General features: G+C 44.4%; 17 protein-coding genes and 2 pseudogenes. 17 read left to right on the plus strand and 2 right to left on the minus strand.

What is annotated here, in order from left to right:
- Nucleotides 1–225: 225 nt before the first annotated feature.
- The 11 genes from TCARDRAFT_RS06895 to TCARDRAFT_RS06940 all read left to right on the plus strand — a co-directional run bounded on the left by TCARDRAFT_RS06895 (nucleotide 226) and on the right by TCARDRAFT_RS06940 (nucleotide 15,835).
- Nucleotides 226–438, plus strand: coding sequence for a helix-turn-helix domain-containing protein (locus TCARDRAFT_RS06895; RefSeq protein ID WP_040683148.1), 213 nt, complete (start codon nucleotides 226–228; stop codon nucleotides 436–438).
- A gap of 42 nt (nucleotides 439–480) precedes the next feature.
- On the plus strand, nucleotides 481–1,476 hold the full coding sequence (locus TCARDRAFT_RS06900; protein WP_007289283.1) for an AAA family ATPase: 996 nt from the start codon (nucleotides 481–483) through the stop codon (nucleotides 1,474–1,476).
- 18 nt (nucleotides 1,477–1,494) lie between these two features.
- Nucleotides 1,495–4,023 carry a S8 family peptidase gene (locus tag TCARDRAFT_RS06905; RefSeq protein ID WP_007289284.1) on the plus strand — a complete coding sequence of 843 codons (2,529 nt, stop codon included), beginning with the start codon at nucleotides 1,495–1,497 and terminating at the stop codon, nucleotides 4,021–4,023.
- Nucleotides 4,024–4,106: 83 nt separating this feature from the next.
- Nucleotides 4,107–5,663, plus strand: coding sequence for a class I SAM-dependent DNA methyltransferase (locus TCARDRAFT_RS06910; RefSeq protein WP_007289285.1), 1,557 nt, complete (start codon nucleotides 4,107–4,109; stop codon nucleotides 5,661–5,663).
- A gap of 32 nt (nucleotides 5,664–5,695) precedes the next feature.
- Nucleotides 5,696–7,012, plus strand: coding sequence for a restriction endonuclease subunit S (locus TCARDRAFT_RS06915; protein WP_007289286.1), 1,317 nt, complete (start codon nucleotides 5,696–5,698; stop codon nucleotides 7,010–7,012).
- The gene (locus TCARDRAFT_RS06920; protein ID WP_007289287.1) at nucleotides 7,013–10,165 is read left to right on the plus strand and encodes a type I restriction endonuclease subunit R; all 3,153 of its coding nucleotides are present in this window, start codon (nucleotides 7,013–7,015) and stop codon (nucleotides 10,163–10,165) included.
- A gap of 37 nt (nucleotides 10,166–10,202) precedes the next feature.
- Nucleotides 10,203–10,709, plus strand: coding sequence for a DUF3644 domain-containing protein (locus tag TCARDRAFT_RS15775; RefSeq protein ID WP_007289288.1), 507 nt, complete (start codon nucleotides 10,203–10,205; stop codon nucleotides 10,707–10,709).
- Nucleotides 10,691–11,161, plus strand: coding sequence for a hypothetical protein (locus TCARDRAFT_RS15780; RefSeq protein WP_007289289.1), 471 nt, complete (start codon nucleotides 10,691–10,693; stop codon nucleotides 11,159–11,161). Before TCARDRAFT_RS15775 ends, TCARDRAFT_RS15780 begins: the two co-directional genes overlap by 19 nt.
- A gap of 357 nt (nucleotides 11,162–11,518) precedes the next feature.
- Nucleotides 11,519–13,558: a helicase-related protein gene (locus TCARDRAFT_RS14570; protein WP_007289290.1), complete on the plus strand. Its 2,040-nt coding sequence runs from the start codon at nucleotides 11,519–11,521 to the stop codon at nucleotides 13,556–13,558.
- Nucleotides 13,559–14,003: 445 nt separating this feature from the next.
- Nucleotides 14,004–14,780 carry a recombinase family protein gene (locus tag TCARDRAFT_RS06935; protein ID WP_232199110.1) on the plus strand — a complete coding sequence of 259 codons (777 nt, stop codon included), beginning with the start codon at nucleotides 14,004–14,006 and terminating at the stop codon, nucleotides 14,778–14,780.
- A 305-nt stretch (nucleotides 14,781–15,085) separates the two neighbouring features.
- The gene (locus TCARDRAFT_RS06940; RefSeq protein WP_007289305.1) at nucleotides 15,086–15,835 is read left to right on the plus strand and encodes an EcsC family protein; all 750 of its coding nucleotides are present in this window, start codon (nucleotides 15,086–15,088) and stop codon (nucleotides 15,833–15,835) included.
- A 273-nt stretch (nucleotides 15,836–16,108) separates the two neighbouring features.
- Here TCARDRAFT_RS06940 and TCARDRAFT_RS16495 read toward each other — a convergent pair.
- Nucleotides 16,109–16,231, minus strand: a pseudogene (locus tag TCARDRAFT_RS16495) (IS256 family transposase); the annotation flags it as partial.
- Between TCARDRAFT_RS16495 and TCARDRAFT_RS15995 the strand changes: the two are divergent.
- The 3 genes and pseudogenes from TCARDRAFT_RS15995 to TCARDRAFT_RS06950 form a co-directional block, all read left to right on the plus strand.
- A pseudogene (locus TCARDRAFT_RS15995) lies at nucleotides 16,228–16,658 on the plus strand (IS21 family transposase); the annotation flags it as partial. The pseudogenes TCARDRAFT_RS16495 and TCARDRAFT_RS15995 overlap by 4 nt on opposite strands.
- Before the next feature lie 31 nt (nucleotides 16,659–16,689).
- Nucleotides 16,690–16,803 (plus strand): hypothetical protein, encoded by a 114-nt coding sequence (locus tag TCARDRAFT_RS16395; RefSeq protein WP_408643044.1) that lies wholly within the window; start codon nucleotides 16,690–16,692, stop codon nucleotides 16,801–16,803.
- Nucleotides 16,804–17,143: 340 nt separating this feature from the next.
- Nucleotides 17,144–17,506, plus strand: coding sequence for a hypothetical protein (locus tag TCARDRAFT_RS06950; RefSeq protein WP_040683149.1), 363 nt, complete (start codon nucleotides 17,144–17,146; stop codon nucleotides 17,504–17,506).
- Between the two features lie 957 nt (nucleotides 17,507–18,463).
- Here TCARDRAFT_RS06950 and TCARDRAFT_RS06955 read toward each other — a convergent pair.
- A complete protein-coding gene (locus TCARDRAFT_RS06955) occupies nucleotides 18,464–19,690 on the minus strand; it encodes an IS256 family transposase (protein WP_007289294.1) in 1,227 nt (408 codons plus the stop codon).
- A 245-nt stretch (nucleotides 19,691–19,935) separates the two neighbouring features.
- Between TCARDRAFT_RS06955 and ftsA the strand changes: the two genes are divergently transcribed.
- From ftsA to TCARDRAFT_RS06970, 3 genes are all read left to right on the plus strand, one after another.
- Complete coding sequence (gene ftsA / locus TCARDRAFT_RS06960) at nucleotides 19,936–21,123, plus strand: cell division protein FtsA (RefSeq protein WP_007289295.1); 1,188 nt, start codon at nucleotides 19,936–19,938, stop codon at nucleotides 21,121–21,123.
- A 33-nt stretch (nucleotides 21,124–21,156) separates the two neighbouring features.
- Entirely contained in the window at nucleotides 21,157–22,203 is a 1,047-nt protein-coding gene (gene ftsZ / locus TCARDRAFT_RS06965; RefSeq protein ID WP_007289296.1) for a cell division protein FtsZ, read from the plus strand.
- Between the two features lie 178 nt (nucleotides 22,204–22,381).
- On the plus strand, nucleotides 22,382–23,285 hold a 904-nt coding region (locus tag TCARDRAFT_RS06970), incomplete at its 3' end, for a sigma-E processing peptidase SpoIIGA (RefSeq protein WP_040683151.1).

A 23,285-nucleotide genomic window follows, 5' to 3' on the forward strand; every position in this document is an offset into this window, starting at 1 on the left:
TGTTGGATAAAAATCTGCCTTTTTAAGGCAGATTCAGGTTGTCGACAATGTATTGTCGACAACCTGTCTCATAAAGCCTTGCATAGCAAGGCTTTATGAGCTTTTGGGAGGAATTGGATATGTTCTTGTGGACCATGGGAGATAACGCCAAATAAGAACCTGCATTCAAAGATATCTTTAAATGCTATAGCATATGATATAATTGTATATTGTGGAGGTATGTTTATGAGTTTTAGTGATATTGTTAAAGCTGTTCGAGTATACTTGGGAATTACACAAGAACAACTTGCGCGAGATCTTAATATCAGCTTTTCAACAATTAACAGATGGGAGAACGGCCGCACCATCCCCAGCAGGCTGGCAAAAATGCGTTTTATTGAATACTGTTTGCAAAGAAATGTTGATAATGCCATCATTGCTGAGTTGAAAGACTTATAGTCATGAAGTCGTCATGGAGATTTTTCGGAAAGGGGAAAGAAGATGGCAAGAGGAGATTTGCTCAAGAAGCTGTTCAGCAGCTTCAAGCATGAAGATAAAGAGGGCTTTTACAAGATAGCAAATGAAATAATCGAGGATGAACGGAAGAAAAACCATGGGATACTGGCGGATGAACTAAGGATGATTTTGTTCAATGGAAACTCTACATATAAGCACGCGCTAAGCACAATCAAGCCGAGTGTTCCAAAAGATGCGGATAAGGATGTCTCTCTCATAGAGGTTGTTTATCCTGATAAATATTTTGAGGATCTGGTACTGTCACAAGAAAAGAAAGAAGTTCTGGAATCAATCGTCCGGGAATTCCGAAATTGGGACATTCTTGTCAGCAACGGAGTCTTTCCGAGTAGAAAGATACTTTTCTATGGACCGCCCGGTTGCGGAAAGACCATAACTGCACATGCAGTTGCTTGTGAGTTGGGTATACCCTTACTGTATGTCAGGTTTGACGCAGTTGTTTCCTCATTCCTTGGAGAAACGGCGAGCAACATCCGCAAAGTATTTGATTATGCAAAAAACGATAACTGGGTTATCTTCTTTGATGAGTTTGACGCCATTGGCCGAAGCAGAGATGATCTCTCCGAACATGGAGAAATTAAAAGGGTAGTCAATACATTCCTGCAGCAGCTCGATAATTTCAAAGGGCGCTCCTTGATTATTGCAGCTACGAATTTTGAAAGATCGTTAGATTATGCTTTGTGGCGTAGATTTGACGAAATTTTAAATTTCGAACTGCCGCCTTCGGAAGAGAAATTGAAGTTATGCGCTTTGTCCATCAAGCGTTTTAAGGGACCTGTCCAGGTTTTTGAGCAGTATCTTGGTGAAATGGAGAACTTCTCACATTCTGATATTGATAAAATGTGCCAGACTATCATGAAGCAGTGCATCCTGGATGGACGAAGAATGTTTACCAAGAATGATGTTGAATTTGCTGTAAGAAAGCAGTCCGCCATTGTAGCAATGAGAAAAACAAGTTACTGAGCATAGGGGGGATATGCTGTGATAGAAATAGAGAAGCTGAATCACCTGGAAATTATGAGGGAGGATACGGTAAGAACGTACCGTTTTTCTCCAAATCCAAGTGCGCCGCGCCTTCCGGTTAGGGATCGCCAAATTCATGGCAAGAAACTGGAGCGAGAGATTAAAGCAACCACCGAATCGATAAACGAACAGCGACAGAAACTTGGCATTGAACCTGACAAACTGCTCATTATCAGCATGACCAACCAGGCAATGCCGCAAGAGCTTTTAAATCGTATGCTTAGCGCCTTTAACCTGTCATTGATAGAGGAAGTATCCGTAGAAAATGGAAAATTCACAAGAATCCTTGTCCAGTTTCCGGATAGTGAATCTATTTCGGCATTTAATCGTGAAAGAGCGCTCTGGGAAGCAGATTCAAGGGAACATGCCATTCTCACATATGCGCAAAGGCGCGACATATTTTCATGTATTGAAAGTATCAGGAATGTTCAGCGGGAAGACAGAATCGGTCCAAGACTGCGGCGTAAATTAGATAGCGGCGAGCCGCTGCCGGATGGCTTTTTCATTATGGATATCGATATCTGGTATAACGGCGATAAGAGACAGATAACAGAAATTGAACGAAAAATAAAGACGGTTCTGGGGACCGTAGGGAGCGCTTTAATCGCTGATTTGTTTGAGACGCCGAGTTTGCTGCTTGGCCGTGTTAAAGTCAACGAGTACAGTCTCGAAGCCCTGTTAAATTGTGACTTGATAGCAACCGTCGATTTTCCAATGGGAACCGTATCCGAGGAGCCATGTGAGCTTTTAACTGCAGATTTTGAGCCGATAATAGAAAACAACCTTGATGCAAATGCCCCGTTGGCAACAGTGCTGGATTCCGGGATATTTTCCGGGCATCCTCTTTTAAATAATGTTATTGTTGCCGAAGAAGATTTTGACCTTGTTGAAGGAACCACGGCGGATAACTGCGGCCATGGTACGGGTGTAGCCGGCATTGTCGTATACGGAGATTTCCATAAATGCATTGAATCCAAGGTGTTCACACCTTTGGTGCGAATCTGTAATGCCAAGGTTATGCACAATGATGGTAGTAACCATCCAATATTCAGCCCAGAGAAGCGCCCTGAAAGGATAATAAAAGAGGCAATTGAATATTTCCATCGTGAATATGGCTGCAGAATCTTCAATTTGTCTGCCGGAAATGAGGATATGGTTTATAACATGGGACGTCAGATGCCATGGGCTGAAGTCTTGGACCAATTATCCAGAGAACTGGATATTGTGATTGTCATAAGTGCCGGCAATGTATCAAACCCCGAGATTCATAATTTTACGAGTAGAGAGGAACTCATGGAGAAATGTCGGGACCAGTTGTTTGAACCCGAGCACAGACTGATTGATCCAGCTACGGCTTCCCTTTGTGTGACGGTAGGTTCCATTACACGCTTCGACGAACCAGAACTGGTTGATGGCAGGAGTGTCAGAATCTCCGCCGGGCCGAAAAACGCTCCCTCCGTATTTACCCGGATCGGCATGGGTGTTAATAAAGCCATAAAACCCGAACTGGTGGATTATGGAGGAAATTTTGCCGTACATCAGTTTGTGCGAGGCGATACAAGATGGGTACAAAACGACAGAATCCTAATGGAACCTACCTTGAACAATGATTATTTAAAACTTTTTAGGGGGTTTTGCGGTACAAGCTTTGCGGCTCCACGTGTTACACACCTGGCTGCGCGCATTGAACGGGCGCTGGAAGAACAAATTGGGGACAAGCCCTCTGCAAATCTAATAAGGGCGATGCTGGCCAACTCCGCCTCTCTTACCAAAGAAATGATTGAATGGGCAGATCAATCTACAGACCGGCATTACACAGGAAAAAAGAACCTGAAGCAGGAAAGACGGCTACGGCTTTTTGGTTATGGCAGACCAAACGACGCTTGGCTGTATTCAGGCCGCAACCATGTAACTTTGTTTTCTGAAGATGCCCTTAACCTTCGTACATTCCATCTTTACAAGATACCTGTACCCATTGAATTTTTAAGGCTGAATTGCAGCAAACAAATTATCATTAGCATGGCGTATAATTCGGTAACACGACTGAGCCGGAAAGATTATCTTGCTAACAACCTTTGGTTCGAGGTCTATAGGAGAATAGATGAAGCTACTTTGGCTAAATACAAAGCTAAAAAGGAAGCAGGGCAGGATGATGATTCAGAACCGTTGCCGGACAAATATAAAGCGAATTTTTTACCGGGGCGTACAGAGGTAGACGGTTCCACACTTCAGCAGCGTGTATGGGCAAAAAGCAAAACAGGCGGGAAAGATTTGATAGGGAATGAGGATGACCCTTACATATACGTTTTGGTTGCCGGCAAGGAAAGATTCAAGTATGCAGAGCAGGAGCAGCCACAGCCGTATGCTCTAGTTATCACCTTTTCGTATGATGGCGACCAGGATATTCAACTGTATAACAGATTACAGCAAAAAGTGCGCATCAGGGAGCGTCAGAGAGAACGTGCCCGTACTCAGGTCAGAATGTAGTATGCTATTCCATACACTACGTCATAACAGGAAACTGCAGTGTTCAATGATTAAAAGCTACCAAACATAGAGAGGTGCAGACAATGCCGTCAATAAACAATGAAATAGAAAAAAAGCTATGGACTGCCGCAGACCAGTTGAGGGCAAACTCAAAGCTCAAAGCTTCCGAGTACTCGGTGCCCGTCCTTGGGCTTATCTTCCTCAGGTTTGCCGACCAGAGATTCAGTATGGCCGAAAAGGAGCTTGCCGAAAAAGCAAGGTCGGCAGGTTCAAGGCGTGCTATCGGTAAGGCCGACTATCAGGCCAGAGGGGTCATGTACCTGCCGGAACAGGCGAGGTACTCTTATCTTTTAAAGTTGCCGGAAGGCGAGAATATCGGCAAGGCCGTCAACGAGGCCATGAAAGCCATTGAAGCGGAAAATGAAGACCTGAAAGACGTTTTGCCAAAGACTTACACCCGGCTGGACAATGATACACTGATTGCGCTGCTCAAGATATTCTCCGAAGTCCCCATGGATGTGGAAGGGGACGTTTTTGGCAATGTATATGAATATTTTCTTGGTGAGTTTGCCCGTTCGGAAGGGCAGCGAGGCGGTGAGTTCTATACGCCGACATCGCTGGTTAAGCTCATTGTGGAAGTGATCGAGCCATACCAAGGTCGTATCCTGGACCCGGCCTGTGGGTCGGGCGGTATGTTTGTGCAGTCGGCCAGATTTGTCCAGAATCACAAGAAAAATCCCAGCAGCGAAATATCCATCTACGGCCAGGAGAAAGTTGCCGAAACCGTAAGACTGTGTAAAATGAACCTGGCAGTGCACGGCCTCTCGGGCGACATCCGGCAGGCCAACACCTATTATGAAAATGTACATAATTGCTTAAACCGCTTTGACTTTGTCATGGCCAATCCCCCATTCAATGTTGACGGGGTGGACAAGGAGAAGATCAAGGACGATCCCAGGTATCCCTTCGGCCTGCCTACTATTGATAACGCCAACTATATCTGGATTCAGGAATTTTACAGCGCCTTAAATGACAAAGGGCGGGCCGGTTTCGTCATGGCCAATTCGGCCAGCGATGCCAGGGGCTCGGAACTGGAAATAAGGAAGAAGCTCATCCAGGACAGGGTTGTGGATGTGATGATCGCCATCGGGCCAAACTTCTTCTACACCGTTACCCTGCCCTGCACCCTCTGGTTCTTTGATAAGGGCAAGAGGCAGACTGAACGTGGAGATAAAGTGTTGTTCATCGACGCGCGGAACATCTACCGCCAGGTAGACCGGGCCCACCGGGAGTTTACGCCGGAGCAGATTGAATTTATCGCCAACATCGTGCGTCTATACCGCGGCCAGCCGGTGGAAACCTTCAACGGGTCGGAGGAAATGCTCAAGGAGAAGTTCCCCGAAGGCAAATATACGGATATCCCCGGTTTGTGCAAAGTGGCAACCATCGAGGATATCGAGGCCCAAGGTTGGAGCCTCAACCCCGGCAGGTATGTGGGAGTAGCCCAGAAAGACGAGGAAGACTTCGACTTCATGGAGAGGCTGCAGGAGCTGAACGAGGAGCTAGAGCGGCTTAATGCCGAGGCGGCGGAGCTGGAGGAGAGGATAAGGGAGAATGTGAGGCAGTTATTGAGTTATTGAGCTAATTACTGTTTAGAACGTGAGGGGCTATTATGACAATTAACAAGTTTAAAGTGGTAAAGATTAAAGATGTGGGTAAGGTCATTACAGGGAAAACACCCCCAACCTCTCAGCCGGAATTGTTCGGTGATAAATACCCATTTATTACACCTAGTGACATTTCATCATTTGATGTACGGTATATTGATTTTGTTGAACGGGGATTGTCAGATAAAGGCTTCGATAAACAGAAGAGATATGCTCTACCTAAAGATACAGTCTGTTATGTCTGTATTGGTTCTACCATTGGAAAGGTATGTCTAACAAACAAAGTTAGCTTCACAAACCAGCAAATTAACAGTATTGTAGTTAATCGTGATAAGTTTAATCCTAAATATGTCTACTATTTACTACGTGCAGAGACACCTAAGATTCAAGCGATCTCGGGAGGGACTGGAGCAGGTAAGGCCATCCTGAACAAGTCTTCTTTCGAAGATATTGATTTGAATGTTTTTCCGCTTCCTATACAGAATAAAATCGCTGCTATCCTCTCCGCCTACGACGACCTGATTGAAAACAATACCCGCCGCATCAAAATTCTTGAAGAAATGGCGCAATTACTTTACCGGGAGTGGTTTGTGAAGTTCAGGTTCCCGGGTCATGAGAAGGTTAGGATGGTGGATTCGGAGCTGGGGCCGATACCCGAGGGGTGGGAAGTTAAAAATATAGGTTCTCTTTTGGCACATACCATTGGAGGTGGTTGGGGAGAAGTATCCCGAAGTGATAAATATACTGTCCCGGCTTATGTTATTCGAGGAACAGATATACCTAATGTGAGACAAGGCTCCATAGAGTCATGCCCGTTACGTTACCATACAGAATCTAACTTCCGTTCCCGTAAGCTTAAAGCTGGGGATATAGTATTTGAGGTATCTGGTGGCAGCAAAGGGCAACCAGTAGGAAGAGCTTTGCTAATAAATCAGTCGTTACTTAACTCTTACGACAACGATGTGATATGTGCTAGCTTTTGTAAACTCATTAGACCTGATAAGGAAACCATGCTCCCTGAACTTATATATCTTCACCTTCTTGAGATATATGCAAATGGAGTTATTGAAAAGTACCAGGTTCAGTCAACTGGTATAACTAATTTCAAGTATGAGTTTTTCCTTAAAAATGACCAAATATTAGTACCAGACAGGAAAATTCAGCAGAATTTTGCTGATCATATTATCCCTATATTTGATATGATTCAGAAGCTCGGAGCTATGAATCGTAACCTCCGCCGTACCCGCGACCTGCTTTTGCCCAAGCTTATCTCCGGCGAGTTGGATGTGGAGGATCTGGATATTGCCGTAGGGGGTGACTAGATGAGCCGGTATAGCGAAGACGCACTGGTGGAACAGCCTGCCATCAACCTGTTTCGAGAGCTCGGCTGGGAAACCGTCAACTGCTTTCATGAAACCCTGGGTGCAGCGGGGACCATCGGCCGGGAAACCACTTCCGAGGTAGTGCTGACCAGGTATCTCCGTAATGCCCTGGAGAAGCTCAATCCCGGCTTGGACAGCGAGGCCATCAACCTGGCCATTGAGGAAATCGTTAAAGACCGCAGCAGTTTAAACCCCGTCCAGGCCAACCGGGATGTTTACAAGCTCCTCAAGGACGGGGTCAAGGTTACATACAAGAACGCCGATGATGAGGAAATAGATGAGGTAGTGAAGGTCATTGATTGGAACTGTCCGGAGAACAACCACTTCCTGCTGGCGTCCCAGCTCTGGATATCCGGCGAAATCTATAAGCGCCGCGCCGACCTTGTCGGCTTTGTCAACGGCATCCCCCTTGTTTTTATCGAGCTCAAATCCACTGCCCGCAGGCTGGAACACGCCTATTACGACAACCTGCGGGACTATAAAAATACCATACCCCAGTTGTTCTGGTACAACGGCTTCATTATCCTGTCCAACGGCAGTCAGAGCCGCATCGGCAGCATGAGCGCCTCCTGGGAGCACTTTGCCGAATGGAAGAAAGTGAGCAGCGAGGGCGAGGAAGGCGTTGTCTCCTTGGAAACCATGTTCCGCGGAACCTGTGATAAAGTCAGACTCTTGGACATTGTAGAAAACTTTACTCTTTTCAGTGATGCAGGCGGTTCCCTGGTCAAACTGGTAGCCAAAAATCATCAGTACCTGGGGGTCAACAACGCCATTGAAGCAGTGAAAAAGATACGGGAAAACAAAGGACGTCTCGGCGTATTTTGGCACACCCAGGGTTCAGGGAAGTCTTATTCCATGCTTTTCTTCTGCCAGAAGATCCTGCGCAAAATACCCGGCAACTGGACCTTTGTTATTGTCACTGACCGGACGGAACTGGACGACCAGATCTACAAGAACTTTGCGGCAGCAGGCGCCGTTATCGAGGAAAGGGTGCAGGCTGAAAGCTGCCAGCATTTAAAAGAGTTATTGGCTGAGGATCACCGGATGGTGTTTACCCTTATCCATAAATTTCAAAGTGATAACGATGGCGAATACCCGAAAATTACCGATCGGGATGACATTATTGTGCTGGTGGATGAAGCTCACCGCAGCCAGTATGACACCCTTGCCGCTAATATGCGGTCTGCCATGCCCAACGCCTCTTTCATCGCCTTTACGGGAACACCTCTTATGGCCGGCGAGGAAAAAACCAGGGAAGTGTTCGGGGATTATGTTTCCATCTATAACTTTCGCCAGTCCATTGAGGATAGAGCCACTGTGCCCCTCTATTATGAGAACCGTATTCCCGAATTGCAGCTTATCAACGAGAAACTTAACGATGACATTCAGGACATCATCGACAACGCCGCCTTAAGCGAGGAAGAGGAGAAGAAGCTGGAACGGGAATTTGCTCGGGAATATCACCTGATTACCCGTGACGACCGGCTGGAGACAATTGCCGAGGACATCGTCAAGCATTTCATGACCCGGGGCGAGATGGGCAAGGCCATGGTGGTAAGTATTGACAGGTTTACTGCCGTCAGGATGTATGACAAGGTTCAGAAATACTGGCAAAAGTATATGGATGAACTGCAGAAGCAGCTTGCCAAATGTCATCCTGAAGAAGCAGCTGAAATAAAAAAGAAACTGGATTACATGCAGGAAACCGATATGGCGGTGGTCATATCTTCCGGGCAGAACGAGGTTGAAGCCTTTCAGAAAAAGGGGTTGGATATCCTGCCCCATCGCAAACGCATGGTAACCGAAGACCTGGATAAAAGGTTTAAAGACCCCAATGACCCTTTGCGGATTGTGTTTGTCTGTGCCATGTGGCTGACGGGCTTTGACGCTCCGGCAGTAAATACAATTTATTTGGACAAACCCATGAAAAACCATACCCTGATGCAGACTATCGCCAGAGCGAATCGGGTATTCAAGGATAAAACCTGCGGTACTATCGTCGACTATATCGGCGTATTCCGCAACCTTCAAAAAGCTCTTGCCATATATGCTACCCCTGTAGCGGGCGGCTCAGTGGATACGCCGGTGAAAGACAAGACGACGCTGATCGATGAACTTAAAAAAGCTATTGCCGCAACAACTGCTTTCTGCAATGAAAAAGGCATTGACGTAGGTAGGCTCCTTAACACATCAGGTCTTGAACTCGTCAGGCTTTTGGACGATGCTGTTGAGCGCCTGGTGGTAAATGACGAAACCAAGCAGCGGTTTCAATCCTTAGTGGGGAATATAGTTAAGCTCTATAAAGCTATTTTGCCTGACCCCAAAGCTTCTGAGTTTGCCAAGCAGAAAAATCTTTTTGCCTGTATTTCCGATAAAATCCGGTCACTGACCCCGCCGGCAGACATTTCTGACATCATGGGTGAAATTGAAGAAGTTCTTGACCAGTCTATTGCCAGTGAAGGGTATATCATCCACGAAGCTCCTGCCGGGTACAATACAAAAGTTGATTTGAGCCAGATAGATTTTGAAGCTTTGCGAAAATTCTTCGACAAGTCCAAGAAGCATACGGAAGTCGAAAAACTGAAAGGTTTAATCAACGCCAAATTAAACAAGCTCGTACGCCTTAATAAAAGTAGAATTGATTTTGCCGAGAGGTTCCAGAAACTGATTGACGAGTACAATAGTGGCTCCCTTAACGTGGAATTGATGTTTGATAAACTGCTTGCCTTCGCCAAGGAGCTCACCGAGGAAGAAAAGCGCGGCCTGGCGGAACAGCTTACAGAGGAAGAACTTGCCCTGTTCGATATCCTTACTAAGCCTGAACCCAAATTGACCGACAAGGATAAGGCACAGGTGAAGAAAGTAGTTAGGGAACTCTTAGATACTCTCAAAAGGGAGAAGCTGGTTCTCGATTGGAGAAAACGCCAGCAGACCAGGGCAGTAGTTCTGATAACGATACAGGATTTCCTTGACCGGGAACTGCCGAGAGCATACACCCCAGAAATATTTAACCGGAAGTGCGACCTTGTGTATCAACATATCTACGATTGCTACTATGGTGCAGGACAAAGCATATACAGTCGTGCGGGGTAGAAGCTGATAGTTGGCGGAGCAAGAAAGGGTGAGACATATGAAAGCTCGTTCTAAAGAACTGCTCGATCGCTCGATAGCTGCCATGGTGGCAGCTATTGATGTTTACAACAAACCCGATTTTCCTTATCGAGCCGAATCTTTTACTATCCTTGCCCTGAACAGCTGGGAACTTCTGCTAAAAGCCAAGTGGTTAGCTGATCATGATAATAGAATGAGTAGCCTATATGTTCCTGAAAAGGGTTCAAAGAAGCGCACGACTTATAAGAGAACCCGGTCAGGTAATCGGCAAACTCATAGCTCCGATTATTTGATCAAGAAACTCGTCGAAACCAAGGCTCTTGATGAAAATGCCCGCCGTAATCTGGAAGCTCTTACAGAACTGCGGGATACTTCGGTACACTTCTATCACCGATCAGGAACCCTTGCTGAGATTTTGCAGGAACTGGGCATGGCCTGCCTAAAGAACTTCGTTTCAGCGGGGATGAGTGGTTTGGTAAATACCTATCGAAATTCAATTTTTATCTTATGCCGCTTTCATTTGTAAATCCTCCCAGTTTTTTGGCAGGGATTACCTTAAACAGAGAGGAACAAAACTTTCTGACTTTTTTACAGCGCCTAAAGCCTGCCAATGAAGCCCCTACTGACCGCTATTCGGTTACTATAAATGTAGAAGTGCGTTTTGTAAAAACTAAGGCAAAGGACGCTCCTTCAATTCGGGTGACCAATGATCCGAATGCGCCAGCGGTGCATCTCACCGAGAAACAGATTCGTGAAAGCTATCCATGGGACTATAAAGAGTTAACCGAGCACTTACAGAAACGCTATTCTGACTTCAAAGTAAATCACAACTACCATGAAATTCGAAAGCATCTTGAAACCGATAAGCGTTATGCTTATGTCCGCCGACTTGATCCAGATGATGCCAAAAGTTCCAAGAAGACGTTCTTCAATCCTAATATTCTAAATGAGTTTGACAAACATTACATAAAACGATGAAACGAGGTATTTCATAATTCTAATAAATTTCTAATGATTTTGCTGCGAAAAGTACTTTGCCGCGTTATTTTGTACCGTATAAATTGAGTCAAAAAATATGAGCGGAAACACTAAATACAGTATGCTATTTTTGAAAGCGGCTTGGTTGAAATTAACAAGTCGCTTTCTTTTTTATATTTCTGCAAAAATTTTCCATTTCGTGTAGTATCCTAAAATTTGGCTGTAAAATAGAGGGAAATTTGCCATTAATCGAGTAAATAGTACTAGAGAATTAAATCGAAAGAATTTAAAGATTAAGGATATCTTTAGAAAATAAACGAACAAAGCAATTAACTTGCGCAATCCGGAGGGATTAATTTGGCAATTATTGATGATTTTTTAAAAGAATGTGTGGAAAAGGTAGACAATCATGATGTAGTGGTGTTAGTAGGGTTTACCAAAGAACAAACTGATTATATTCGTGCGTATCTAAAACCGAAATATAATTGGGTTGACTATCGTGGAGTAACAACTTACAAAAAGCTATCAGAAGTTGTTAATGATAATCTTATAAATATTTTATTCGAGCTAAAACAAGGCAAAAAAATATTGCTTAGTTATGAAGAATTATTACTACTAGCGCCACAACTGAATTTTGTGAAAGATAAGAATTATTTAATTCTAAAAAACCCGTTAAACATTGTATTACCGCTGGAATACAGTCAGTCGTTACTTTCCGATTTATACAGTAAAAGCATTGATCTTAGTGACAGTGATGACGAGGAAGTAACTGCGGTTTTTCAATTTTACAATGTTATACCAATTGAAACGAAAAATGGATTGCTTTTTCACGGTGAATGCCGTGATTTAGGCGAGATCATATCAACTTTACAAAGTGTTGAGATTTTCCCGCAAGTAATCGGAATGGAACCTCCAATAGTGCAAAGAAAAATATCTGAGATTAATGACAGTAAAATATTGGTGATGGATTTAAGTGGACAAGGAATTTTTTCAGAGCATATCTTTCAGCCGCGTGAAATACAGAGGTTTATTTCGTCTATATGTACTGGTGTGGAAATTTTTTTCTTAAACGGTGAAAATTGGCCAGGAATTGCTGATTTTGCCGGTTTGTTAAGTAATTATGATATAACTGTAAAAAAATTAGAAATTCCTGTCAGTAAAGAATATCAATATGCTAAAAATTATAAGGATAAAGTGCATGCTGTTTTGCGAAAACATTGGGGCAAGGATGCTACCTTTAGAATTTATTCAATGTATAGAAATGATAAGCGGGACGGTAGTTTAACCGAGGTATCGCAGGAAGATATAGTGTATGAAATTATTGAACAAGTTTATTCCGCGAAAAATAATGAGCAGTACCAAGATATATTTTTTGTAGCCTCAACAGGAGCCGGTAAATCTTTGCTTTATCAATTGCCGTCCAAAATTTTTCATGACGAGAATATGGTTACCGTTGTTATAACACCTCTGAAATCTTTAATGACTGATCAATACCAAGATGCACGTATCAAAGGATTACGACACGTTGTTTATATAAACTCAGATGTTCCGTACGCCGAGAGGCAGGTTAGACTTGAAGGTGTTAAGCAAGGTACTTATTCATTGCTATATATTTCACCAGAATTTCTTCAACGAGTTTATGATATTCGCCAGATTGTCGGCGACAGAGAAATAGCGCTGTTTGTAGTGGATGAAGCGCATTGTGTTTCTTCATGGGGCAAGGATTTTCGGGCTGATTATGGCTACCTTGGGAGATATATTGCGCGTTATAAAAATCGTGATGGTAGATTTCCGATTTTGGCGTTAACTGCTACGGCTGTTTATGGTGGGCCACTTGATACCATAGCGGAAATTTCCATGGATTTAAAAATGCAAAACCCCATTATTTATATGACTGATGTAAAACGAAAAAATATATCTATAAATATAAAGAAGTTTCAATTTAGCACAGGCAAATATGACAAAAATAAACATCAAATTGCTTTATCACGCGTGAAGCAATTTCTAGAAGACAATCGGAAATTTATAGTGTATTCACCATACAAAACAACAAGCAATAATTTATTTATCGATATTGACGCTAAAAAAAGAGAGCATGTTAGAGTATACACCGGTGAAACAACATATGAAGAAGGGCTGGCTATACTTGATGATTTTAAAAGAGGGGCTGTTCGCGGTGTTATAGCTACAAAGGCATTTGGCATGGGGGTCGATATTCGCGATATTGAGGTTGTATACCATTATGCCATTCCGGCAAATCTAGCAGATTATGTTCAAGAAATTGGTCGTGCGGGGAGAGATGCAACTGTTAATGCTGAAGCGATTTGCGATTTTCATCCCAAAGACTTTGGGTATTGGCGTACGGATAAACCCCTTAATTTTGGAGTCCTGTCTTAAAATATTCACTATCTCACAGGCACACAAGTTTTTCGCGCTTTCGCTTGTGCAATTATAGCCTACGCTTGTCAGATGTCAAGGCACGCTTCACTCTGCCATCGGCAGGCCTTGACATCTTGACTGCGCATAAGATTGGGTTATATTAGCGAAAGCTTGTTAGACTTTAACTATGAATTTGCATTTAGGACTACCATGATGATAAACAGTGCATATTAAGATCGTTTTAACGCTCGGACATCAAAACTCCAATTTCGCGTATTAGTATCGACCGTCTATCAAATGACAAGACGAATCACGGTCAATCTCGGAAAACTCCACTTGGGGCATCCGCCGCCGATTTGAACAAGGCAAGCTGCATATCAACCACACCAAGTTTTTAGGCTATGACAAAGATAAAAACGGCAACCTTGTCATTAACGAAAAGCAGGCGAAAATAGTCAGGCGCATCTACAAAGAGTTCCTCGACGGCAAAGGAGCCAACCGGATTGCCAAAGACCTCGAACGGGAAGGCGTACCGAACTGGCACGGCAAACCAAAATGGTATGAAGGCAGCATCCGGAAAATGCTGACCAATGAGAAATATAAAGGGGACGCGCTGCTGCAAAAAACCTACACTATTGATTTCTTGAGCAAAAAACGGGCAGAAAACACGGGCCAGGTGCCGCAGTATTATGTGGAGGACAGCCATCCGGCGATAATTGATAAAGAGATGTGGGAAGCAGTACAGCTGGAAATGGAGCGCAGGCGGAATTTCGCGCTAGAGTACGGCATTCAAAAGCTTGAGTATGCGACAACCGATAAACCCTTTGCCGGCAGAGTCATCTGCGGCTCGTGTGGTAAGGTCTTTGGCAGAAAGGTTTGGAACTCCACTGATGAGAGGTTAAGACGGTTTATTTGGCGATGTAACGGCAAATATCCGGCGAAGGGCGAAAAAGGCTGTGACAGCAGGCATATTGACGATGGAGTTTTGTATCAGGCGTTTGTTGAAGTGTTTAACACGCTGGTCGAAAACAAGGATTATTTTATCGGCAAGTGGCAAGAAAGGCTGGAAAGCGATAACGTGCTGGTGAGGTATAAGGCGAAGCAGTTTATTGGGATATTCGAGGGAGCGAATAAGATTAGGGAGTTTGATGTGGATTTGTACTTTGCTTTGGTTGAAAAGGTAACGGTGCATGATGGTAAAAGGATTGTTGTGAGTTTATTTGGATGGTACAGATATTGAGTGTGAATTTGAACGAGAAGACCGGTTGAAGTGATGAAAGTTGTCACTTTGGCCGGTCTTTTTTGGTTATAAAATGGTTAATTTTAGGAGAAAATGAAGGATTTTTGGGGATAACGGAGAAGTTGATTTTTTAAAATACTGATTTTTGTGATGAATTACCTACTTGGGGGGTTAATGACTGTTTATAGTAGAAATCTTTGCTATTTTGCAAGTGGTTAGCAAGGATCTTATCAACCTTTGCTCTAGCATGGGCGGTAAACTTTTTTGTTGACAAAACCACTTAATCATACAAGGGAGGAGAAATTATGAATGGAGCGGCAGCGAATAGAAACAATAATGACTTTACGCCTTTAACTCCATACGAAACAAGTCAGATATCGCTGATACGGGATTGGAAAAATCAAGAGCCATGGGTGATATCGAAAACGTTTGGAATTGTGGTAAGTCCCTTATCGTGGGTAGTTAGGAATTTAATACCGGAGGCTGTAATAAGAGGTGTGCTGGATGGCGCAAATGCTGTCTCACAATACTTTGCCGATTGTAATGATATCAAAAGGGATGGTCAGGTAAATTCCATAAAGGAATTGAGAACGAAAGACTTGCAGCTTTCGGATAAATTAGCTAATGAGGTTCATAACTGGGCAATAGGTTTAGCTGCAGCTGAAGGTGTAGGAACTGGTTTAATTGGTCTTCCGGGAATGGTAGCAGACATTCCTGCAATTATTACGATTGCTTTAAGAACAATACATAAAATAGCCCTGTGCTATGGATACGAAGTTGAAACAAAGGAAGATAAGGATTTTATCTTAGGAATATTAGCTGCATCTGGGGCAAATACTGTCAAGGAAAAGATTTCTGCATTATATACCCTTAGAACTATCGAGGTTATGATCGCAAGGACGACTAAAAGGAAGGCACTTCAAGCGATACCCGCGATCGGACTTTTAATTGGATGCTCTGCTAATGCCTGGTATATTAAAGAAGTTGGCTGGGCAGCTAGGCGGGCATATCAAGAGAGATGGTTAATCGATAACCATAAGATTATCGATATTTAGGTAGAGTACATGATAAGGCTATAAGAGGAAAAGGGGGGCCGCGGCGATTTTTTTGTAAATTGGGAGTGTCCCACAAACTGTGTAAATGGAATAATCTAACAATAATTGGTGTATAATAATGCTTTTATTTACTCGCAGGATAGGGCAACGCTGGGGAGCGACCCGAGCGGCGAGTGAAGTTTGGCAGGGCGGTTTCCTATAGGAACCGCCTTTTACGACCGCCCTAGAAAACAAAAGCGATAAATCCCGGGGGCCTGGGGCAGAGCCCCTGGGCTATATAGCCATTTTACCCTGTAGCCGATCCTCAAAGAAGATCATCAACTGTCCGAATATTACTCCCCAGTTTCGGATCGGCATACTCCATTTCTTGGATATTTCCTGCATTGACATATAGACTGGATGAATGGCTGCTTGATGACATGACAGTGCAGCGCAAACAACGGCATACGGCTAAACGCATTTACAGCCGTCTGCAGGAAATATATGGATCATTTGATGTATCGTACCGCACTATTGCTTCCTATGTGAAAAGTCGCAAAGCCCAGATTTATGATGATAACGAATGTTTCTTGCCCTCGAACATCCTGCCGGTGAAGCCCAGGTTGATTTTGGTGAAGCAGACTTTTATGAGCGCGGCGTTCTCATCCATGTCTATTATCTAACCGTTTCCTATCCGTATAGCAATGGCGGCTACACCCAGCTATTTAAGGGGGCAAATCTAGAGTGCCTGCTGGAAGGGCTCAAGAATATCTTTGCTTACGTCGGGGGCGTGCCACGACGTATCTGGCTGGACAACCTTAGCCCGGTAGTAGCGAAAATTCTTTACAACTGGTAGTATAGTACCGCAATCTGGAATTTATAAGTGCACTAAATGCGGTAATGAAATTACCTGTGTTAAAGGTGAGACTGTACCACCATGTAGAAAATGTTATAATACAAGTTTTGTTCTGGTTAGGCCAACTCGTTAAAAAGTAAAAAGAATCTGGTTATTCTTGGGTCAGGGGTGATCGCCTCTGACTCTTTACATACTGACTATAATTCAGGCTTGTTGTCGGGATCAAACTTGACATGTTTTAAAAATTGTCTTATTTCCATTCAAAGCATTGGCCAAAAGGCTAAATCTCACCCTGTTAAATTACAGCAGGGTCTTAATTTTCAGCGGGGTTATACGATAATATTCATATAAACTGTTTTTCCCAGCAAATCAGCAATTTAACGGCAAAGGTGATACTTTCAATGAAACACTGCTTCAGCCCGACACCCTTGCCCATATGCTCATCCTTGTCCGCGACTAAAGGAGTGAGTTTTATGCATGATACCGACATAAAGCTCGGCGAAGTCACGCAAAAAGCACTGGAGCTGATGGAGACCATCGACGAGGCACTTGTGCATATGAATAAGCAGATGGATGAGTTGCGCCTAGAAGATTTCTGGCCGCTCTTTCGCGACTTTTTGCTGGCTATAATGACGCTGGCGGATAACTGGGAGTACTATGTCATGTCAGACAGCCACCGTCAACGTATTGCCGAGGCGACCCGCGCCTTCGCGGCGGCGTATGGTGAATTTGACAAAATCGCCACGAGTGGCCAAGCACTGGCTATTCAGGCAGCGCTAAGCGACCGGTTAATCCCAGCTTATCATGCCTGGAAGACGGCATTATTTAATAGTTAGTTACCAGAGTTGCTGAAAAATATTACCATACGAGGAAAACATGGGGGCAGGAATTGTTTTTCATGGAATGAAAGATAACCAACGAACTATCCCGTGCCCCCTTTTTTGATTGAGGGCAAACCTTTCCGCAAAACTCCAATTTCGCGCAATAGTATCGACCTTCTATGAGATGACACGTGGAGTGTGTGGCGTTGATAGAGCGGAAGTAGCTTGAAATATAAGGCTTTGCGGGTTTGATGATAATTTGAGATGTGTGTTTTATATTCGCCTAGACGTATGGTCTAGGCGATTTTTTACCCCCGGGGGTAAATTTTTATGCGAGACGGAACTTTTTGGCGTAAGTAAAGGGGATTTTGCGGAAAGGTATGGTGGGGTAGAAAAAATGACCCCATATACAAATTGATTGTGTTGTAAGGGTGGAAAGGGAATACAGCCAATGAGTCCTGAAGCGCAAGGCTTTATTGGCGTTTGTCAATTTGCAAATTTAAAATACCGTCAAACTTTTCTGGAAAGGAAATCTGGCAGAAGGTATAAGGTATAATCCTGGAGCAATCATCGATAAAGGCAAACAAGTAGGTTTTAAGTTTTCTGCCGCCCGCGGTAAGATAAGGTTTTTTTGCAAGTTGAAATTCTCCCAAATTGCAAAGTATTAGCTGGAAAATTTGTAAGTGGCTGGAACGAATAAATACAGTTATGAAGACTCACCCTAGGTAATCTTTTTGGATTACTCATCAACGAAGGATGGGGATGTCTTCTTCTTTTTCTATTTTCTCCCTGAAAATCCTACAGTAATTTTACAATAACGAAACCCCGTGCCATCATTGTGTGAGTAGTTTAATTATTGTATAATATTTTTATGACTTGTGTGTTATTACGGCAATTATTAGGCTCTTTCATACTTGAAGAGATCAAGTCCTAATTTATGTGTAAAATCATCCCCAGTTAAAATTGAAGCAATTAACATATTTTAACAATTTTGCTGTCCGTGATATGAGTTTGTCGTTCACGCCAATCCCAATAATCGGTCATATCCAAGTACTTTTTGCCGCTTGCCCATTTGTCATCGATTTCCATGAGTAAAGCGCCAATCAAACGTAAAGCAGAAGCCCGGTTCGGGAAAATCCGAATGACCCTTTCGCGACGTCGAACTTCTTCATTGAGACGTTCAACCCCATTAGTCGTACGCAAGCGTTTACGATACTTTTCCGGCAAGGCTAAAACGGCTATGGCATCGTCAAAGCCGGCTTCTAGTATAGCCATTGCCTTTGGCGCTTTTGTTTCATAAGCGGCAAGCGTTTCGTTAAGAAGCATTACTGCAGTTTCTCTATCCGGCGCAGCCAAAATGGCTCTTACCCGAGCAAGAATTTCCGGCTGCAAGGACTTCGGCGTCGCATCCAAGATGTTGCGTATAAAATGCGTTTGGCAACGCTGCCAGGTGACTCCTTGGAAGTATTGGCGGATAGCACGGATTAGCCCACCGTGATGGTCCGATATAATCAGATCAACGCCACACAAGCCCCGCCGCTTCAGCCAGCTGAAAAATTCACTCCAACTGGCTTCCGACTCGCTGTCGCCCAGCATAATCCCCAGGACTTCCCGATAGCCCTCAGCATTTATGCCAACGGCAATCATTACGCCACGTGAACGCACACGTTCTTCTTCACGGACTTTAATGACCATGGCATCTACCATGACAAACGGGTATTTTTGATCCTTTAATGGACGTTCATTCCAAGCGTGCACAATTGGATCTAGGCGCTTACAAAGGTCTGATACGGTCGACTTGGAAAACTCGCTGCCACAAAGTTCTTCTGTGATTTGCGCCACCTTACGGGTCGACACACCGTTTACGACCATTTCCATCAAAGTCAGCACTAATGCTTGCTCACTACGTTGATAGCGGGCAAACATCTCGGTTGAGAACTTACCGTCACGAAACCGTGGTACTTTTAGGGTGATCGTGCCAACACGGGTGGTAAGTCGATGAGGGTACACTCCATTACGATAACCTTGACGCTCGTCTGTACGCTCGTAGCGCTCAGCACGCAATTGTTCTGTGGCTTGTGCTTGTAAAATCTGGTTCAATACCTCCTCCAAAAAAGACGCCATTGCCGCATCTTTTGCATTGCTTAAAAAAAGTTGATGCAAAATTTTCGAATCAATGTTAATCTGGTATTGAGCCATTTCAAAATCACCTCTCGTTGAATGTTGTTGCCGCTTCATTCTAACTGAGGATTTTGAATTGGCTCTTCTTTTGTTAATTCCTTTTTACACAATTATACGGACTCTACTTCCCAGTGACGAAGTCCTGTTTTCTTTAAACGCAAGTTTTCGTTAAATAAACGATTTTCTTGGCGATAAAAAAAGGGAAATTGATACTTCTGTTGAAACATATGGGAGAAACATAATATGTTGTAAGCGAGGCAATCATGGACAGAAGACGTGTCTTGGGGGTTGATTTGGGGACAAGCGCCGTTAAAGCGTTTGTTGCCAAGATTGATGATTTAGGTCGGGTTGAAATAGCCGGAAGTGGTTTAGCACCGACAACCGGTTATAAGAAGGGTATCCTAAAAGACCCCCACGCGGCAGCGTCAGCTATCCGGGAAGCCGTTGACTGCGCGCTTCTTGCTGCAAACTTCCCTATGCAGTCCATTTGGCTGGGCATCGGCGGAGTTAACATACGGTTTTACAATGCACGCGGCATCATCGCGCCAGCATCGTCCTCGGGCATAAAGTCTAAAGATATTGACCGCGCCTGTCAGGCGGCCAGATTGACCGCTGTATGCGAGGGACAACAGGTATTACATGCCTTGCCTAACCTCTATTGGGTTGATGGACGTCAGCAGCGGGAAAGTCCTGTGGGGCAGGCGGGCTGTCGTTTGGAAGTAGAGGTTCATTTTGTGACCGCGTCTAAAGATTTTTTGGACGAACTGCTGGCGCATGTAAAGCAGAACAGCCTCTGTGTAGCCGGAGTGGTTGCTAATCCCGTTGCTGCCGCTATTGCATTGGCACCGGCTCCTGGCGAACGAGTACTGATTTTGGATATCGGGGCGGGGACCACCGAAATTGCCTTGGTGTACGAAGGGCTCATGGTTGTTTCGGCTTCTCTCCCGCTTGGGGGCGATTACATTACTGGCGATATTGCCTTCGCGGCCGACGTAAGCTTTGCGCATGCCGAGGAAATTAAACGCTATTATGCCCGACTGGATGGGCAGCGAATTCGCCAAGACACTATTTTGGATTTTAGTGATTTTGGTATAACCAATAAGTTTCTTCCCTATGGTTTTTTACATAAAATTGTGGAAACACGGGTAGATGAAATCTTTTCTTTAGTATATGATTATATCAGGCCTGCTTTACAGTATTATCCTGTCGATGAAATTGCGCTTACCGGCGGTTCGGCCCATTTACCGAGCGTAGTACAGGCAGCCAAAACCATATTTCAGCTGCCTGTGCGTATCCGGCGGCCTAAAGGGCTAGCTGCGGAATATAATCATCCGGCCAACACGGTCTGTTTCGGCATTGTCCATTACGCGGCGCGGCAAGCGTCGTTTATTGAGACAACTAGGTCCTGGTCGTGGCGGGGGTTATGGCGGAAAATAGCTGAGCACTTTTGAGGAATTATAGCGGGTTAAGGAGGAATTTCTTATATGCTCGAATTTGATATGGATTTAGATAGGTTTGCAGCGATAAAAGTTATTGGCGTTGGCGGCGGCGGCAATAATGCCGTTAACCGGATGATCGCTTCCGGCTTACAAGGCGTCGAGTTTATTGCTATTAACACAGATGCCCAGGCACTACTTTTGTCACAGGCTTCTTACCGTATCCAAATTGGGGAAAAACTAACAAAAGGGTTGGGCGCAGGCGCTAATCCGGAAATTGGTGAAAAAGCGGCTCAGGAAAGCCGCGAGGAAATTTTGAAAGCTCTGCGCGGCGCCGATATGGTATTCGTTACGGCCGGAATGGGCGGTGGTACAGGTACCGGCGCAGCGCCTGTCGTTGCGGAGTGTGCGAAAGAAGTCGGTGCACTCACTGTTGGTGTTGTTACCAAACCATTCTCCTTTGAGGGACGTCGGCGTCAACTTCAGGCGGAGGCAGGAACCGCAAAACTGAAAGAAAAGGTAGATACATTAATAACAATTCCGAATGATCGTTTAATGCAGGTTGTCGATAAACGCACATCCATAGTGGAAGCCTTCCGGATCGCGGATGATGTTTTGCGGCAAGGCGTACAAGGTATTTCTGACCTCATTGCCGTACCTGGGCTGATTAACCTGGACTTTGCCGACGTCAAGACCATTATGATGGATCAAGGCTCTGCTTTGATGGGGATTGGCATTGCTACAGGTGATAACCGTGCCGTGGCGGCCGCTGAAGCGGCAATTAAAAGTCCGCTTTTAGAAACTTCTATTGATGGGGCGAAAGGCGTATTACTAAATATTACTGGCGGAACGAGTCTCGGACTTTTCGAGGTAAATGAGGCGGCAGAAATCATTGCTCGGGCTGCCGATCCCGAAGCCAACATTATTTTTGGCGCTGTGATTGATGAAAAATTTAATGACGAGGTTAGAGTAACAGTCATTGCTACCGGTTTCGATTCCCGACCGGCGAAATTGTCGTCTCACAAGGGTGAATCGCCCCTAGAACACATAAAATCCCTTAACTTGGAAATTCCACCTTGGATGCGTACCCGGTAAATACGCGAATACCAAACCAGCCATTGCGGCTGGTTTTTTGTTTGGGGCTTGCCACCATTTTACATTTTTTTGAAATTTTGTTTGTTATAATAGGAATATCTCTGATTTGCTAGCATAGATTTTGTATGTAAAACATATTATGGCAGTATTGCTAAATAACGCCAGGCGGTAAGCTACTATGTATGTATATGCTGATGTTGTCCTCTTGGTAAATTTAATTATGAATAGCCTGATCATATGGCTGACGGCCTGGGCGGCCGGTATTCGCTACTGTTGGTGGCGTATAACGCTGGCAGCGTTGGCGGGCGGCCTGTATTCCCTAGCCGGCATTTATCAAGAACTTCATCTACTATACACTCCTTTTGCCAAACTACTAATCTCAATATTGCTTATTATCTTTTCTTTTGGATGGCAATCCTTACGTCGCCTGGTCCTGCTGGTCGGTCTGTTTTATATCGTGTCGTTCTTACTTGGTGGAGCTGTAGTTGGTTGGCTCTTTTTTTCTCAAGAAACGTGGTTAAATGGTTGGCAAATAGCATGGCACCATCTTGCCTTTGGCAGCCTGGTTGGAGCAGGAATGGCATTTTTGTTGCTGCGGTGCGTATTGAGGCGCAGGCGGCAGCAGCGGCACCTTTATTCAATTGAGGTAGAGTATGACGGCAGGAAAGTAAGCTTAACGGCTCTGTTGGATACGGGGAATGCTTTGTTTAGTCCGATAAGTCACAGACCTGTTATCATCATGGATTGGAGTATAGTTATGTGTTTGCTGAGTTCAGAAGCCGCCGCTTTCCTGCGGACCTATGCCCCGAACGATTGGCTGACAGAACTGATACATTGCCCTGATGCTGGCTGGTTGGAAAGGGTTGAAGTCATTCCATATTGTGCTGTAAGCGGCATGAGTATGCTGTTAAGTTTTCGTCCTGATAACCTGACGGTGCAAATAGATGAGGGAACTATAAGAGCAAGCGATGTTTTAATCGGTATCTATGGGGGCCGGCTGTCTGCTGACGATAAGTATTTCGCTCTACTGCATCCAGCGGTTCTTGATAAGGTAGTTTATGATAGGGGGGCGAGTATATGCG

Source organism: Thermosinus carboxydivorans Nor1, from assembly GCF_000169155.1.
GTDB lineage: Bacteria > Bacillota > Negativicutes > Sporomusales > Thermosinaceae > Thermosinus > Thermosinus carboxydivorans.

Excerpts from the sequence above, each read along its gene's own strand:
- TCARDRAFT_RS06910 (WP_007289285.1), top strand. The coding sequence starts at position 4,107 with ATGCCGTCAATAAACAATGAAATAGAAAAAAAGCTATGGACTGCCGCA.
- TCARDRAFT_RS06920 (WP_007289287.1), top strand. The coding sequence starts at position 7,013 with ATGAGCCGGTATAGCGAAGACGCACTGGTGGAACAGCCTGCCATCAAC.
- TCARDRAFT_RS06915 (WP_007289286.1), top strand. The coding sequence starts at position 5,696 with ATGACAATTAACAAGTTTAAAGTGGTAAAGATTAAAGATGTGGGTAAG.
- ftsZ (WP_007289296.1), top strand. The coding sequence starts at position 21,157 with ATGCTCGAATTTGATATGGATTTAGATAGGTTTGCAGCGATAAAAGTT.
- ftsA (WP_007289295.1), top strand. The coding sequence starts at position 19,936 with ATGGACAGAAGACGTGTCTTGGGGGTTGATTTGGGGACAAGCGCCGTT.
- TCARDRAFT_RS06940 (WP_007289305.1), top strand. The coding sequence starts at position 15,086 with ATGAATGGAGCGGCAGCGAATAGAAACAATAATGACTTTACGCCTTTA.
- TCARDRAFT_RS15780 (WP_007289289.1), top strand. The coding sequence starts at position 10,691 with ATGCCGCTTTCATTTGTAAATCCTCCCAGTTTTTTGGCAGGGATTACC.
- TCARDRAFT_RS06895 (WP_040683148.1), top strand. The coding sequence starts at position 226 with ATGAGTTTTAGTGATATTGTTAAAGCTGTTCGAGTATACTTGGGAATT.
- TCARDRAFT_RS06950 (WP_040683149.1), top strand. The coding sequence starts at position 17,144 with ATGCATGATACCGACATAAAGCTCGGCGAAGTCACGCAAAAAGCACTG.
- TCARDRAFT_RS06955 (WP_007289294.1), bottom strand. The coding sequence starts at position 19,690 with ATGGCTCAATACCAGATTAACATTGATTCGAAAATTTTGCATCAACTT.
- TCARDRAFT_RS15775 (WP_007289288.1), top strand. The coding sequence starts at position 10,203 with ATGAAAGCTCGTTCTAAAGAACTGCTCGATCGCTCGATAGCTGCCATG.
- TCARDRAFT_RS06900 (WP_007289283.1), top strand. The coding sequence starts at position 481 with ATGGCAAGAGGAGATTTGCTCAAGAAGCTGTTCAGCAGCTTCAAGCAT.